Annotated in this window: 17 protein-coding genes; 1 reads left to right on the forward strand and 16 read right to left on the reverse strand. The window is 32.6% G+C overall.

Annotated features, from left to right (window positions below):
- The first annotated feature begins 68 nt into the window (after nt 1-68).
- Entirely contained in the window at nt 69-1988 is a 1920-nt protein-coding gene (locus tag ABNT61_RS11085) for a CocE/NonD family hydrolase (protein ID WP_348743258.1), read from the forward strand.
- Nucleotides 1989-2095: 107 nt separating this feature from the next.
- Here the strand turns inward: ABNT61_RS11085 and ABNT61_RS11090 are convergent, their stop codons facing one another.
- The 16 genes from ABNT61_RS11090 to ABNT61_RS11165 all read right to left on the reverse strand — a co-directional run bounded on the left by ABNT61_RS11090 (nt 2096) and on the right by ABNT61_RS11165 (nt 14232).
- Nucleotides 2096-2473 carry a hypothetical protein gene (locus ABNT61_RS11090; protein ID WP_348743259.1) on the reverse strand — a complete coding sequence of 126 codons (378 nt, stop codon included), beginning with the start codon at nt 2471-2473 and terminating at the stop codon, nt 2096-2098.
- 11 nt (nt 2474-2484) lie between these two features.
- Nucleotides 2485-3036, reverse strand: a complete 552-nt coding sequence (locus ABNT61_RS11095; RefSeq protein WP_348743260.1) for a DUF6705 family protein — start codon at nt 3034-3036, stop codon at nt 2485-2487.
- A 16-nt stretch (nt 3037-3052) separates the two neighbouring features.
- Nucleotides 3053-3721, reverse strand: a complete 669-nt coding sequence (locus ABNT61_RS11100) for a hypothetical protein (RefSeq protein ID WP_348743261.1) — start codon at nt 3719-3721, stop codon at nt 3053-3055.
- 99 nt (nt 3722-3820) lie between these two features.
- Entirely contained in the window at nt 3821-4240 is a 420-nt protein-coding gene (locus ABNT61_RS11105; RefSeq protein WP_348743262.1) for a hypothetical protein, read from the reverse strand.
- 210 nt (nt 4241-4450) lie between these two features.
- Entirely contained in the window at nt 4451-4759 is a 309-nt protein-coding gene (locus ABNT61_RS11110) for a hypothetical protein (protein WP_348743263.1), read from the reverse strand.
- Between the two features lie 265 nt (nt 4760-5024).
- On the reverse strand, nt 5025-5885 hold the full coding sequence (gene atpG, locus ABNT61_RS11115) for an ATP synthase F1 subunit gamma (RefSeq protein WP_348743264.1): 861 nt from the start codon (nt 5883-5885) through the stop codon (nt 5025-5027).
- Nucleotides 5886-5951: 66 nt separating this feature from the next.
- Nucleotides 5952-7532 carry a F0F1 ATP synthase subunit alpha gene (gene atpA / locus ABNT61_RS11120; protein ID WP_348741372.1) on the reverse strand — a complete coding sequence of 527 codons (1581 nt, stop codon included), beginning with the start codon at nt 7530-7532 and terminating at the stop codon, nt 5952-5954.
- Nucleotides 7533-7553: 21 nt separating this feature from the next.
- A complete protein-coding gene (gene atpH / locus ABNT61_RS11125; RefSeq protein ID WP_348741371.1) occupies nt 7554-8111 on the reverse strand; it encodes an ATP synthase F1 subunit delta in 558 nt (185 codons plus the stop codon).
- 10 nt (nt 8112-8121) lie between these two features.
- Entirely contained in the window at nt 8122-8619 is a 498-nt protein-coding gene (locus tag ABNT61_RS11130) for a F0F1 ATP synthase subunit B (protein ID WP_348743265.1), read from the reverse strand.
- A gap of 101 nt (nt 8620-8720) precedes the next feature.
- Nucleotides 8721-8918 (reverse strand): ATP synthase F0 subunit C, encoded by a 198-nt coding sequence (atpE, locus tag ABNT61_RS11135; protein ID WP_348743266.1) that lies wholly within the window; start codon nt 8916-8918, stop codon nt 8721-8723.
- A gap of 40 nt (nt 8919-8958) precedes the next feature.
- Nucleotides 8959-10098 carry a F0F1 ATP synthase subunit A gene (atpB, locus tag ABNT61_RS11140; RefSeq protein ID WP_348743267.1) on the reverse strand — a complete coding sequence of 380 codons (1140 nt, stop codon included), beginning with the start codon at nt 10096-10098 and terminating at the stop codon, nt 8959-8961.
- 127 nt (nt 10099-10225) lie between these two features.
- On the reverse strand, nt 10226-10600 hold the full coding sequence (locus tag ABNT61_RS11145; RefSeq protein ID WP_348743268.1) for a DUF6168 family protein: 375 nt from the start codon (nt 10598-10600) through the stop codon (nt 10226-10228).
- Entirely contained in the window at nt 10593-10820 is a 228-nt protein-coding gene (locus ABNT61_RS11150) for an AtpZ/AtpI family protein (protein ID WP_348743269.1), read from the reverse strand. Before ABNT61_RS11150 ends, ABNT61_RS11145 begins: the two co-directional genes overlap by 8 nt.
- Nucleotides 10789-11208, reverse strand: a complete 420-nt coding sequence (locus ABNT61_RS11155) for a polymer-forming cytoskeletal protein (protein ID WP_348711024.1) — start codon at nt 11206-11208, stop codon at nt 10789-10791. Before ABNT61_RS11155 ends, ABNT61_RS11150 begins: the two co-directional genes overlap by 32 nt.
- A gap of 5 nt (nt 11209-11213) precedes the next feature.
- Nucleotides 11214-13448: a tetratricopeptide repeat protein gene (locus ABNT61_RS11160; protein ID WP_348743270.1), complete on the reverse strand. Its 2235-nt coding sequence runs from the start codon at nt 13446-13448 to the stop codon at nt 11214-11216.
- A gap of 88 nt (nt 13449-13536) precedes the next feature.
- Entirely contained in the window at nt 13537-14232 is a 696-nt protein-coding gene (locus ABNT61_RS11165; RefSeq protein ID WP_348711022.1) for an ABC transporter ATP-binding protein, read from the reverse strand.
- Nucleotides 14233-14243: the final 11 nt, after the last annotated feature.

A 14243-nucleotide genomic window follows, 5' to 3' on the forward strand; every position in this document is an offset into this window, starting at 1 on the left:
ATTAAGGGGAGTTACTGAATGTATTTAAATTTTTTAAATATTCGAAAATTAAAAAATCTTAAAACCAGATGAAAATAAATCTTACCAAACTAATTCTTTTACTAGGATTAACGGTTACCATGAGTTGTTCTAAAACAGCTAAAAAAGAGGTTGAGCCTGTTAATTACGTAAAAGAAAATTACACCAAGAAAGAAGTAAAAATTACAATGCGAGACGGCGTAAAATTGCACGCCACGATTTACGCTCCTAAAGACACTACTAAAACCTATCCTATTTTATTACAGCGCACACCATATAGTTGCAGACCTTATGGTGAAGATCAAATGCGACCAAAAATTGGTCCGAATGAAATTTTAATGAAGGAAGGAAACATTATCGTTTATGAAGATGTTAGAGGACGTTGGATGAGTGAAGGTGTTTATGATAACATGCGTGCTTATATTCCAAACAAAACTGAAAAACAGTCGGATGAAACTACTGATACTTATGACACTATTGACTGGTTAGTTAAAAATGTTCCACATAACAATGGAAAAGTTGGAACTTGGGGAATTTCTTATCCAGGACATTATGCTACAGTTTCAACAATTGATGCGCATCCTGCTTTAAAAGCTGCTTCTCCACAAGCTTGTATTGGAGACTTTTTCTTTGATGATTTCCACCATAACGGAGCATTTTTATTAAGCTATTTTAGAGCAATTTCATTATTTGGAACGTATAAAGATCAACCAACGGATAGTGCTTGGTATTCTTTCCCAAAAATGAACACCCAAGATCAATATCAATTCTTCTTGGATAAAGGTCCATTGAAAAACTTAAACGAGTATTTCCAATACGATAAACCAGATTCTAAAAATGTGGCTTCAAAAAGTGATATTGATGATTTCTTCTGGAAAGAAATTGTAGAACACCCAAACTATGATTCGGTTTGGCAAAGTAAAGGAATCATTCAGCATTTAGATAAAGTACCTTCTACAGTAGCAACAATGATAGTTGGTGGATGGTTCGACGCAGAAGATTTATACGGGCCATTAGAAACGTATAAAGGAATTGAAAAAAATCAACCTAATAATTACAATACAGTTGTATTTGGTCCTTGGGATCATGGAGGATGGTCTCGTAGTAAAGTGAAAAATGCAGTTGGAAATTATTATTTCGGAGATTCAATTTCATTAAACTTTCAGAAAAATATTGAAACAAAATTCTTCAATCATTTCTTAAAAGGAAGTGGTTCAAAAGAAAGCGGATTGCCAGAAGCTTATGTTTATGATACTGGTAAAAAAGAATGGAAATCATATGATGTTTGGCCTCCAAAAAATGCACGAAAACAATCTTTGTTTTTAACCGAAGATCAAAATCTATCGAATACAAAAACGAACACATCTAAAATTTCGTTTGTAAGTGATATTAAAAGACCTGTTCCATATTCAGAAGATATTAAGACTGTTTTCACTCCTAGAAAATATATGACCGATGATCAGCGTTTTGCCGCAAGAAGACCAGATGTTTTAGTATTTGAAACTGAAATAATGGAAGAAGACATGACATTAGCTGGAGACATTTTAGCGAAGTTAAATGTGGCAACAACAGGAACTGCTGCCGATTGGATTGTTAAGGTAATTGATGTTCATCCAAGTGATTTGAAAAACGATAATGAGGATATGCAATCTCACATGAAGCTAAGCAACTATCATATGATGGTGCGTAGTGAGGTGTTAAGAGGCCGTTTTAGGAATAGTTTTGCTAATCCGGAACCATTTACACCAAATAAGAAAACAAAGGTAGATATAAAGCTACAAGACGTTTTTCACACGATTAAAAAAGGACACAAACTTCAAATTCAAGTTCAAAGTACATGGTTCCCATTAATTGATTTGAATCCGCAAATCTATGTAGACAATATTTATAAAGCAGATGAGAAAGATTTTAAAACACAAACTCACTCTGTCTTTACGGATTCTAGCATAGAGTTTACAGTTTTGAAATAAATCCTATTACATAATAGATAAAAAAAAGCGAATCTGATGAGATTCGCTTTTTTTATTCACACTTTATCTAAGTATTTGAATTACATCTTTCCTTTACATTAAATATACTATTGCTGTCTCGTATATTTTAATAAGTTTGTACTTCTATCACCTAAATAATCTAAATACATTACAGTATCATTTAATCCATTTATATCATACTCATTAGTGTCTTTTGGATCATTTATATTTACTGTTTTCAAATATGAAAAAGTAACTCCATTTGACGCTGTAGATTCACTAATACTATAATTATAAGTATTATCAATACTTCCTTGATAATAATCATATAATTTGCCATTTGTGGTAAACACTAACTTACACTCGAGACATCCTTCAGGAATCCAAGTTCCAATAATTAATTCTTTATCGTTTTGTATTGTTTGTATTATTGTAAAGCTAGCTAAGCTTAATACAAATAATATAAATAGTGTTATTTTTCTCATTTAAAAAACTTCTACTGTTTTGTCAAGTTTATTTTACGAGGGATTATTTGTTCATCTTCTTGAATACAATTATCAGAATAAAATTCTCCGTCAACTTGTAAAGAGAGCTCCATTTTTTTGTTTTGAGAATCATACACAGATATGTATATGTTTCCATTTTGACCACAATTTCCTCTACCAATGTATCGTAAAAGGTAGCCTCCTGATTTAGTTAAATAGCGACCACTAACTGTCATTACATCATTATCAGGTAGCGACAATGTGTTTTCTATAACTACTCCTTTAGCGTTTGTTATTTTATATCGCATTAATAATAAATCTTCTTTGAATCTTTCTTCTAAATATTCCTGTGTTTTTTTTATAATTCTAAATTCGTAGGTTTTGTTATCAAGGACACCTTTCCAAACCCCCTCATATTTGTTTAAAACATTATTTACGTCTTTGATATAAGCCCCTTCTGGTAAATCAGAATTGTAATCAACTAGATTTTCAATCGTAATTATTTGAGATTTACAGCTGATACTTATTAGTATTATGAACAATAAGGTTATATTTTTTTTCATGATTTTTTTATTTATGTTATTGACATTCGTCTGTGATTAAATCACCTGCGTTATTTAATGATTTCTTTTGTAAAGTCCCGTTGTCTTTAAATCTATACAAGTTAATACCATTCACCTTTATATGATCTCTTAAAAATACTAGAAAGGCTTTTTCTAAACCGCTTTTTGATCTCTTATCAACTGCTCTTTTGTAAGGTATATCATAGTCTCTAGCTTCCTTGAGTTGGTCAATAGGAAAATTTACATCTCCAGTAAAGGTAAGCACATAACTCCTTTTTCCTGTAACTAAAGTTCCATAGACTAGGTGTATTGGTATTCCATTAGATTTTGTTCTCCTAACAAGCTCTAAAAATTTGAGGACATCTTGCGGAGAAAATATTTTAATTGGTTTAATTAATCTAGGATTTCCCGATTTTGGGTCAATTCCTTCTTCGTAATCGTCCAAATGCGTGTGCATGTATCCTCGGGTATTTGCATCTATATCAAAAATTGCTGTATGTCCATTAACAGGTTGTTTTAACGCTTCATACACTCCACTTTTGTTTTGCTTATATCCAGATTCTTTTTTCTCTCCTACTTTTGTTCTTAATTCTTCAATTTTAGCCTTGTAACTTGGGTTACTTAATTGTTGGCTCAATGTTTTACACGGGTCTGGAATACAGTTTCCTGTAGCATTTTCAATCATCCCTGAAGGGCACTCACAGCTCTTGGTAGTTGTATTGTAAATTTTACCGTTTTTACAGATAAGTTCACACTTTCCTGTAGTTGGATTTTTTATATGTCCTTAAGGACATTTATCTTTCTCATCTGGATCTATTGGAGTTGACACGAAAGTCTCAGGGTTATCATTGTCACTACCACTGGAACCAGATAATCCTGAACCACCTCCCCCGCCTCCTCCAGGAGTTGGGTCTCCAGGATCTCTTGAGCCATGTCCTGGTCCACTAGGCGGGTCATAAGTTCCTCCAGTACAGTGTGAAAAATCAATAATATAACCAATAAAATCACTTCCATTACATTTGGTTATCCCATCATGTTGCAAAGCTGGCTCATGTCCATCAGCTCTACCTCCTTTGTTACATGCTTTATATTCTTCAATCCAAATTCCTTCACAAGGATTTGAACTATCTATACCTCCTCCACCATCATCAGTTGGTGCCCAATCAAAATCGTTTCCTCTTCTTTGTAATGGAATATTTTCCAAGTTTAGTTTTTCTTCAGGTATCTCAAAAGAAAAAGATCTTCCTTCCTCTTTTTCAGATGTATTTTTAGTATCTAAATAACTTATAAGAAAATAGGTGAATTTAGAGTTAGATTTTCGAACTACAAAATTTTCAAACTCAGAGTTTTTAAATAGATTCCTTTCAAGCTCAAAAGTCCATGTAATACTATTCTCTTTTTCAATTTTTATAACTTAATCTTGTACTATAGATAATTTTACTTTTTCATCTGAGGTGCTCTTACCTCGATATGCTTGTTTATTAATTACTAGATCACTTGAATGGTTTTCTAATAGAGAAACGGTTTTTCCAAAATCTAAATCTTTTACAAGTTCTGTGTAATTTATTTTTTGGAATGGGTTATGATATTCTTCATGACTCGTATGTTCATTTGAAGTTAATATGCCATAGTCTTCGTTTTTACAATTCCATAATCCAATCATTATTAACAAAATGGAACTAATTTTAAGTAAATAGGTTGAACCTCTAGGTCTAATTTTCATATTACAATTTAATTTATGGTTTTCTTTATTGTTCTTATTTGAGTTAAATGTTACCCAATTCTTTTTCAAGACTCAAAAATAAATTAATTTTCAAAATATTTAGTCTGGTTTCCCCATACTAAAGGTAAGGTAAAACCATACTTTTTAAAGAATGTAATATTTCAATTTTTGACGTTCATTATGATATGATAAAATATAATGTTATAAATACAAAAAGCGAATCTTTTTCAAGATTCGCTTTAAATATATTGATAATTAATATCTTCTAGTTATTCAATGCTTCTGCTCCACCAACGATCTCTAAGATTTCGTTTGTAATTGCAGCTTGACGAGCTTTGTTATATGTTAATAATAACTCATCTCTTAATTCCGTAGCATTATCTGTTGCTTTGTGCATCGCAGTCATACGAGCTCCGTGTTCGGCAGCAAATGAATCACGTAAAGCTTTATATAACTGAGTTTTTAATGACTTAGGAATTAATTCTAAGATAATTTCTTCCTTAGACGGCTCGAAAATATAATCTAAACTAACACTAGAATCACTTTCTACAGGTTGAATCGGTAAAAACTGTTCAACCATAGCAATTTGAGTAGCTGCGTTTTTAAAACGGTTATAGATTATTTCAATTTTATCGTAAGAACCATCTACGAAAACATCCATTAAATGTTGAGCTATAGCAGCAGTATTCTCAAAAGTTAACTCATCGAAAATCTTATTGTTACTCTCAACAACATTATATTCTTTTGATAAGATATCGTTACCTTTTTTACCGATAGTAAAAAGATCAACATCTGCATCGCTATATCTTTCCTTAATTGTACTAACAGTCTTTTTAATAATTGATGAATTAAATCCACCACATAAACCTCTGTTAGAAGTAATAGCAACTAATAAAACTTTTTTCACTTCTCTTTGTTCAGAATAAGCACCACCAACGTTCCCGTCTAATGTAGCACTAATGCTCTGTAAAAGCTCTGTTAACTTAGATGCATAAGGACGCATTGCTGTAATTGCATCTTGAGCTTTTTTCAACTTTGCAGCAGATACCATTTTCATGGCAGATGTAATCTGCATTGTTGATTTAATTGAAGTAATCCTGTTACGTATTTCTTTTAAGTTTGCCATCTATTATGAACTTAAAATTAGTTGAATTTCCTCACCTTTTACAGATGAGGAAATATTGTTTTATAATTATGCTGAATATTTAGCTGAAATCTCTTTAGCAACTTCAGTTAAAATATCAGTAACCTCATCAGTTAATTTTCCTGACTTTAATGTATCTAAAGCATCTCTGTGCTTAGCGTTTAAGTATTCGATATAATCTACTTCGAATTCTTTTACTTTATTTACAGGAACTTCCTTTAATAAGTTTTTAGAACCTGCATAGATAATTGCAACCTGATCTTCTACAGTAAAAGGATCACCTTGATTCTGCTTTAAGATTTCCACGTTACGTTGTCCTTTAGAGATTACGTTCATTGTAGCAGCATCTAAATCAGAACCAAACTTAGCGAATGCCTCTAATTCACGGTACTGAGCTTGATCTAACTTTAATGTACCTGATACTTTCTTCATTGATTTAATCTGAGCAGAACCTCCTACACGAGATACAGAGATACCTACGTTAATCGCTGGACGAACTCCTGAGTTGAATAAATCAGACTCTAAGAAAATCTGTCCATCTGTAATCGAAATTACGTTTGTAGGAATATATGCAGAAACATCTCCTGCTTGAGTTTCAATAATTGGTAATGCAGTTAAAGATCCTCCACCTTTTACTTTACCTTTTAATGAATCTGGTAAATCGTTCATTTCAGCAGCAATAGCATCGTCATTAATAACTTTTGCAGCACGCTCTAATAATCTTGAATGTAAGTAGAAAACGTCTCCAGGATACGCCTCACGTCCCGGTGGACGACGTAATAATAAAGATACCTCACGGTAAGCAACTGCTTGCTTAGATAAATCATCATAAATGATTAAAGCTGGACGACCAGTATCACGGAAATATTCACCGATTGCAGCTCCTGCGAAAGGTGCATATACCTGCATTGGAGCAGGATCTGAAGCGTTAGCTGCTACGATTGTAGTATAAGCTAAAGCTCCTTTTTCTTCTAACATGTTCGCGATTGCAGCAACTGTAGAACCCTTTTGACCTACAGCAACGTAGATACAATATACTGGCTCACCTGCATCGTAAAATTCTTTTTGATTTAAGATAGTATCAATAGCAACTGTAGACTTACCAGTTTGACGGTCTCCAATGATTAACTCACGCTGACCTCTACCGATTGGAATCATTGCATCAACAGACTTGATACCTGTTTGTAACGGCTCAGTTACTGGTTGACGGTAAATTACACCTGGTGCTTTACGCTCTAAAGGCATTTCGAAAGTTTCACCTTCGATTGGTCCTTTACCATCGATTGGGTTACCTAAAGTATCTACAACTCTACCTACAATTCCTTCTCCAACTTTTAAAGAAGCAATTCTTTCAGTACGCTTTACAGTAGATCCTTCAGTTACACCAGTTGAAGGTCCTAATAATACAACCCCAACGTTATCTTCTTCTAAGTTTAATACGATTCCTTCTAAACCGTTTCCAAAATCTACTAATTCTCCGTACTGTACGTTAGATAAACCGTAAACACGAGCAATACCATCACCCACTTGTAATACAGTTCCTACTTCGTTTAACGTAGCCTTTGATTCGAAATTTGTTAATTGTTCCTTTAAAATTGCTGATACTTCAGCTGGTTTAATTGCTGCCATCTTAAATCTTTTGATGTATAATTAAATTTTTGGAATATAATGACTGTCGTCAAATTCTCTTCTTAATTCGTTTAATTGGTTTGAGATACTTGCATCATATTGCACATCTCCAACACGTAAGATAAATCCTCCTAAAATATCAGGATTCACTATATTTTCAATTGCTGCACTGTTCCCAGTAATTTCAACTATTTTTTCTTGAATTTTAGCTTCTAACTCGCTAGTTAATTCAACAGCTGTAGTTACAGTAGCAACTTGCATTTTTTTGTAATAATCGTAAATAATAGAATACTTCTTTGCTACACTTTCTAGCATTAACATTCTCTTATTCTCAGCTAAAAGATTAAATAATCCTTTAGAGATATTATTTACTTTATCTCCGAATAATGCATCTAATACTTTTTTCTTATCAGCTGCTTTAATTACCGGACTTTTAAGCATTGCATCTAAATCGTCACTCTCAGCAATAGTAGCAACAATATCTTTCATATTGTTGTTTACTTCTTCATCTGAACCTTGCTCTTTAGCTAAGTTTAAGATTGCTTTTGCGTAACGTAATGCTGGTCTTGCTTCTTTCATCTTTACTTAATTAGTTTAAAGTAACGTCTTCTAACATTCCTTCAACAAGCTTTAATTGATCATCTTGTGAAGCTAATTCTTTTTTAACTACAGTTTGAGCGATACCGATAGATAATTCAGCAACGTTTTTCTTTAATTCTGCGATAGCAGCTTGCTGCTCTTGCTTGATAGTAGCTTTAGCACTTTCGATCATTTTAGCAGCTTCTTCACCTGCTTCTTCCTTAGCATCAGCGATAATCTTATCTTTTATCTCACGAGCTTCTTTCATCATTGCATCTCTCTCAGCTCTTGCTTCTTTTAATAATCTATCGTTATCTGCTTGTAAGTTTTGCATTTCCTTACGTGCATTCTCAGCTTGATCTAAAGCATTTTGAATACCCTCTTCTCTTTCGTCTAACGAGTTTAAGATTGGTTTCCAAGCAAACTTTGCTAATAAAACTAATAACACAATAAGAATTACCAACTGCATTGCAAATAACCCTACTGAAAAATCATTAAAAATATCCATAACGTAATGTTTCTGTTTGTCTTTTTTGTTGTTTAATTTTTAAAAACATTTCTGCAACCAACCGTTGCAGAGAATGTTTTCGTTTGTTTTTTTTCGGAATATTATTTTCCTAAAAGTAAAGCACCAAATGCTAATCCTTCTAATAATGCTCCGATGATGATCATCGCAGTTTGGATTTTACCAGCAGCCTCAGGTTGACGAGCAATTCCTTCCATTGCTTTTCCACCGATTTGACCTAATCCGATTCCTCCACCGATTACGATTAATCCTGCTCCAATTAAATTAAGAGTTCCAGTCATAATTTCTAATATATTAAATTAAACAAATTCTTATTCTAAATTAATGTGCATGATCGTGTTCATGCTCTTCTACTGCCATTCCAATAAATAAGGCAGATAACATCGTAAAAATAAATGCTTGTAAGAAAGCTACTAAAACTTCAATTACACTTAAAAACAATGTTAGTAAAAATGATATCCCTGTTGCTCCAACAGTTCCAAACTGTGATTTCAACAATAACATTAATGCTGCAATACCCATAACTACAGAGTGACCCGCAGTAATGTTTGCAAATAAACGCACTAATAAAGAGAAAGGTTTAATAAGGATAAAACCTACCAACTCTAAAAACGCTAAAATTGGTCTTAAGATTACTGGAACTCCTGGCATCCATAATGTGTGCGCCCAGAAATCTTTTGAACCATTTGTAATGTAAATCACTAAAGTAAATAATGCTAAACATACAGTAACAGCAATCTGACCAGTTACGTTAAACCCTAATGGAGTTAATCCCATTAAGTTTAATATCCAGATAAAGAAGAATACAGTTAATAAATAAGGCATAAACTTCTTATATTTTTTCTCACCAATATTTGGTCTTGCGATCTCGTCTCTAACGTATAATACTAATGGCTCTAATACACGTCCTATTCCAGTAGGAATAGCTCCTTTTTTATAACCTTTAGCTAAAGAACGGAATCCTAAAAACATTAACAACCCAGCCAATAACATTCCGAACACACTCTTGGTAATAGAAAAATCTAATACTTTGTGTGCATTTGTAGCATGATGAGTTTCATCAAAAGCAACATGCTCTGCTCCTTCATTTAATTCATAAATCTTACTGTGGATCTTAGCTAATTTTACACCACCTGCATCTACAACAACATGCCCATCATCATTGTGGTGAAACTTAGAAGACATAAACGTCTTTAAACCTTTACTTGTCCAAACAATTACTGGCAATGGAAATCCAAAATGCTTTCTTTCTCCTGCATCGTTAGTATACGAAAACAAAGCAAAATCATGTGAATCAGCCAAGTGATGTTTAATGTAATCTTGAATCTCCTCTTTGGTGTTTACTTTTCCACCGTCATTATCAGAAGATTGTTTTTCACCGCCTCCAGCGAAAACGTTTAATGAAGAAAATACTATTGCTAGTATTGCTAAACATTTGATAGGTTTTTTTGCTATCATCATACCTTTACTAAATATAGAATTTATGGTCTCTAAATTTCCGTGCAAAGGTACACATTTAATTAAAACTACAAACTCTTTTTTAGATATAGTTTTAAGCTGTTAAAATTTAAACAGGAAAAGCGTTAAACTACTTACTATTTAGGAGTTTAGAAACAGCAACCGCTTCTGTTATTAAAAACAAGAATAATGGTGCTACTAATGAAAATCTCTCAGGCTTAGATAAGTTGTCATTTGCGAAAACGGTAGAATTAAAAATCAGCACAAAAAAACCGATTTTTATAAATATGGAAGCCAAATATGCATAACCCGCTTGATTTGGCATATAATCTGCAACAAATTCAACAATTGTATACACAATTAATGCCGCAATGGTATGAAATAAGTATACACTTAAAAGCGAAAACGAAAACTTTTCTTCTACCACTAAATAGCTATTTAAAAAATAACTTACTATAAAAAGTAATACTAGAGCAGATAAAAAAAGTAAAATTCGTTTAATCATTTTTTGAAAGATTTGTTACTTGCCTTATAACCGAATACATAGCTATAAACACTGCGGCTAAAGTACAAATTTTCATATACATTTGATTTGGGTTAGGATATTTTCCATCCAACCATTCCCCTAGAAGATTACCTAAATAAATAGTAACTCCCATTTGAAGGGCAATTCCACTAAAACGAATGTATTTACTAAGCTGAGGCTTGCTTTCCTTTCTTGGCATCTTTCTCTTTACCTAATTCTTTAATTGCTCCTCTCATATTACAAGTAGCATTAAAAGAAGCTCCAGGCTCTGTAGATAATTGACCAACATTTACATTTCCTGTAATGTAAGCTGTAGTTTTTGCAGTTAATGTGTCAGAAACGTTGAACTCTCCAGCGAATTTACCTTCCACATCGGCATTTGTACATTGTACTGTTCCATTAATAAAACCACCTTTACCAATGATTACTCTACCTTTTGTGTTTAGTGTTCCTTCAAATTCACCATCTATTCTAAAATCTCCTTCTGAGATTAAATCTCCAGTGATTTTAGTTCCTTTACCAATTACGTTTCTATTAGAAGAATTTCTCTCAACGATCGATTCTTTTTTCTTGTTTTTTTTTAACATGAGGATTATTTTAAAAGTTTAATTATTTCGGTTGCTTTTTTGCCTTCGATTCGGTTTGCGTAGTTAAATGCAACAAATTCAAGTGCTTTTTTGTATTCGTCTTTACTTTTGTATTTACCGATTGCCAAAGCTCGAAGGAGAACAAATTTAGCAATTAATTCTGAATTTTGAGCTGCAGCACTTAAATTATCTACCTGATCCACAACATCTTCAAACTGATTATGCTTATATAAACTATAAACAAGTCTATATTTTTTATCAATTTCGTCAACCTTTTTACTCTCTGTAATTTTACTATTTGGCTTTCTAATAATTTCAGCAAACTTGGAATCTGCATAATTCTTTAAAATAAAATCCTTCTTCTCGTTAGCCTTTTCTTCCTCTCCTATTTCATCATAAAGTTGATATAAGTGATAATTGATTGGTAATACTAACTCAGGCTTATCATTAATTACATACAGCTTCTCGAAGTTACTGATAGCCAAAGTTGAGTTCTTGAATTGCTCCTTATAAATAAGACCTAATTGATATAACGCCTCGTTCTTGTCTACTTTTAATTTATTGATTACTGCAGGATCTGAAGGAATTTGCTTTAAATATGTTTCTACAACATATCTGCTATCTGTCTTCTCTGTTTGTACAGTTTCTTCTTCCTCAGTTTCTGATCCTACTTCATTTTTATCAGACCATCTCCAATTGTCTTCCAGAGGACGTTTTCCCCAAGATTTTTGGAACGCGACTTTCCCAAAACCAACAGACTGTGAATTGTAGAAATACCATTTACCTTGATTATTCCCTCCTCCAAAAGATGATCCTCCGCCAAATTGACTACCGAAATCTTGTGCGTTTAAAAGACGTTGTCTTTTCTTTTCGTCACTTTCTTTGATTTTCTCTATATATCCTTCAAAAAAAGCAGTTCGTTCATCAGAACTCATTGCAACTAGCTTAAGAACACTATCATTAGCAGTTACTGTTTCCTCAAATGCTCTTAACTTCGTTAATCCTTTATTTTTTCTTTTAATTCTACGAATTCTCTTCTCAGTTTCAAACTCTTCTGTAGTTGCTTTTAAAACACTATCGTAAAATGAACCCGCAAGTAAATACTCTTGTTTTTCGAAATATATATTACCTAACTTCTCGTACGTGTATGTTTTTTGATAAATATCTCTACTTGGAACTTCTAAAGACTTTAAATAAAAATCAATAGCCTTCTCAGTATTTCCACGATCTTCTTGAAGTACCCCTGCCTGATAATATAATTCATTTAGATACTTTCTATTATCCGAATTACGAATCAATTTTCTAAGTCGGTCAACCAATAAAACATTTGAAGAATCTTTAGCTTCTATATTTTTTACCATTTCGATACTCGCATGAATTCTATATTTTTCAGGAACCCATTTCTCATCAGCAAGCTTTCTAAACACCATTCTTGCCGAATCTTTTCTGTTTAATTCACTATAAATCTGACCTAAAACGAATGCATTTCTAGCAGATTGGTGATTCTTTAAAAATGAAGTTGAAATCGCAAGATTATCGATTACTTTCTGAATCGTATCTGTTTTTTCATAAGCCATTGCCATAGCAGTGTATGCTTGTTGTCTTTGTAATGGCGTTAAATTCTTTTCATTCTTATCTAGCTCAATTAATAGATTCAATGACTCTATAGCTAATTTTTCATTCTCTAAACGAATGTTTGATTTAGCTCTCCAAACCTTAGTATCATAAATTAAAGCTGCTTTTGGATAATTGGAAATTATGTAATTAAAAGCTTCAATCGCTGGTATAAAGCGTTGAGTATAATATCTTGACTTTCCTAATAAAAGATAAGCGTCATCAATTTTTCTGTTCTTTTCATATCCATTGATGTTCATAGAATGCTTCTGGATAGCTTTAGCCGCTTTTTCCTCTGCTCTATCAAAAGGAGTTGCTGGCGCACTATTATCCGAACCACCATCTCCATCAAATCCTGAACCTGGCGAACTAAACTTAATCAAGTTTGCATTTCTTTCGTCAAACTTTATAGGTTCAATTGGTAATCTTTTCCAAAAATTATCTACGTACCCATTTTCAATGTTCTTCAAACCTTTTTCAAAGGCTTGTTCCCCATTAAAAAGCACATTGTACTTTGTAGTTAATGCGTGAAAGTTTCTATTAATTACAGAATCTTTTTTAGTGCTACAAGAAAGCACAGAAGAAACTATAAGTATAAATATGATTAAGTTATATGATTTTTTCATGAAAAAACGCTCTACAAGTACAACAGATAAATATAGCAACTATTGTACTAGTGAGCGTAAAAATAGAAATAAAAAGCTAATTTTCTAATTACGATGCAAAATAGCTTTCTAATTCCTTTAATGTCACAGGAGAAGTCTGAATATCTTTGACCACATTACCTTTTTCAAGAACAACAATTCGTTCACATACTTCGGTAACATGACTCAAATCATGACTAGATACTAAAACGGTAGTTTCTTTCTCTTCTGTTAATTTTTTGATGATATTTTTTAATCTAATTTGGGTTGTTGGATCTAGGTTGGCAAATGGCTCATCTAAGATTACCACTTTTGGATTCCCCATAAGCGCCGCAACAATTCCTGCTTTCTTTTGATTTCCTTTACTTAAATCTCTCAAAAACTTTCTTTTACCTAAGATTTCCCCATTGAAAAATTCTTCGAACTGACTAAGGAAACTCTTGATATCAGCGGAATTCATTCCTCGTAATTCTCCAATAAACTCGAAGTATTCATCTGGAGTTAAGTAACCAATTAAAAAGCTTTCATCAATAAAAGATCCTGTGAATGTTTTCCATTCCTCACTTTTATTCACAGTAATATTATTACTATCAATGTGTCCCGTTGTTGGTCGAATTAAATCTAATAATATGTTGAATAACGTTGTTTTTCCTGCTCCGTTATTACCCACTAATCCAAACGACTCTCCTTTTGGAATATCTAATGTTGGAATATTTAAAACTTCTGCTGATCCGTACTTTTTTGAAATATTTTTTACTTGTATCATTTTTTTCTTTT

This window comes from Tenacibaculum sp. 190524A05c, assembly GCF_964036595.1.
Classification (GTDB): domain Bacteria; phylum Bacteroidota; class Bacteroidia; order Flavobacteriales; family Flavobacteriaceae; genus Polaribacter; species Polaribacter platacis.

Bases quoted from the DNA above. Each gene is read 5' to 3' on its own strand.
- ABNT61_RS11085 (WP_348743258.1), top strand. From the start codon at position 69: ATGAAAATAAATCTTACCAAACTAATTCTTTTACTAGGATTAACGGTT.
- ABNT61_RS11090 (WP_348743259.1), bottom strand. From the start codon at position 2,473: ATGAGAAAAATAACACTATTTATATTATTTGTATTAAGCTTAGCTAGC.
- ABNT61_RS11095 (WP_348743260.1), bottom strand. From the start codon at position 3,036: ATGAAAAAAAATATAACCTTATTGTTCATAATACTAATAAGTATCAGC.
- ABNT61_RS11100 (WP_348743261.1), bottom strand. From the start codon at position 3,721: ATGATTGAAAATGCTACAGGAAACTGTATTCCAGACCCGTGTAAAACA.
- ABNT61_RS11110 (WP_348743263.1), bottom strand. From the start codon at position 4,759: ATGAAAATTAGACCTAGAGGTTCAACCTATTTACTTAAAATTAGTTCC.
- atpG (WP_348743264.1), bottom strand. From the start codon at position 5,885: ATGGCAAACTTAAAAGAAATACGTAACAGGATTACTTCAATTAAATCA.
- atpA (WP_348741372.1), bottom strand. From the start codon at position 7,532: ATGGCAGCAATTAAACCAGCTGAAGTATCAGCAATTTTAAAGGAACAA.
- atpH (WP_348741371.1), bottom strand. From the start codon at position 8,111: ATGAAAGAAGCAAGACCAGCATTACGTTACGCAAAAGCAATCTTAAAC.
- ABNT61_RS11130 (WP_348743265.1), bottom strand. From the start codon at position 8,619: ATGGATATTTTTAATGATTTTTCAGTAGGGTTATTTGCAATGCAGTTG.
- atpE (WP_348743266.1), bottom strand. From the start codon at position 8,918: ATGACTGGAACTCTTAATTTAATTGGAGCAGGATTAATCGTAATCGGT.
- atpB (WP_348743267.1), bottom strand. From the start codon at position 10,098: ATGATGATAGCAAAAAAACCTATCAAATGTTTAGCAATACTAGCAATA.
- ABNT61_RS11145 (WP_348743268.1), bottom strand. From the start codon at position 10,600: ATGATTAAACGAATTTTACTTTTTTTATCTGCTCTAGTATTACTTTTT.
- ABNT61_RS11150 (WP_348743269.1), bottom strand. From the start codon at position 10,820: ATGCCAAGAAAGGAAAGCAAGCCTCAGCTTAGTAAATACATTCGTTTT.
- ABNT61_RS11155 (WP_348711024.1), bottom strand. From the start codon at position 11,208: ATGTTAAAAAAAAACAAGAAAAAAGAATCGATCGTTGAGAGAAATTCT.
- ABNT61_RS11160 (WP_348743270.1), bottom strand. From the start codon at position 13,448: ATGAAAAAATCATATAACTTAATCATATTTATACTTATAGTTTCTTCT.
- ABNT61_RS11165 (WP_348711022.1), bottom strand. From the start codon at position 14,232: ATGATACAAGTAAAAAATATTTCAAAAAAGTACGGATCAGCAGAAGTT.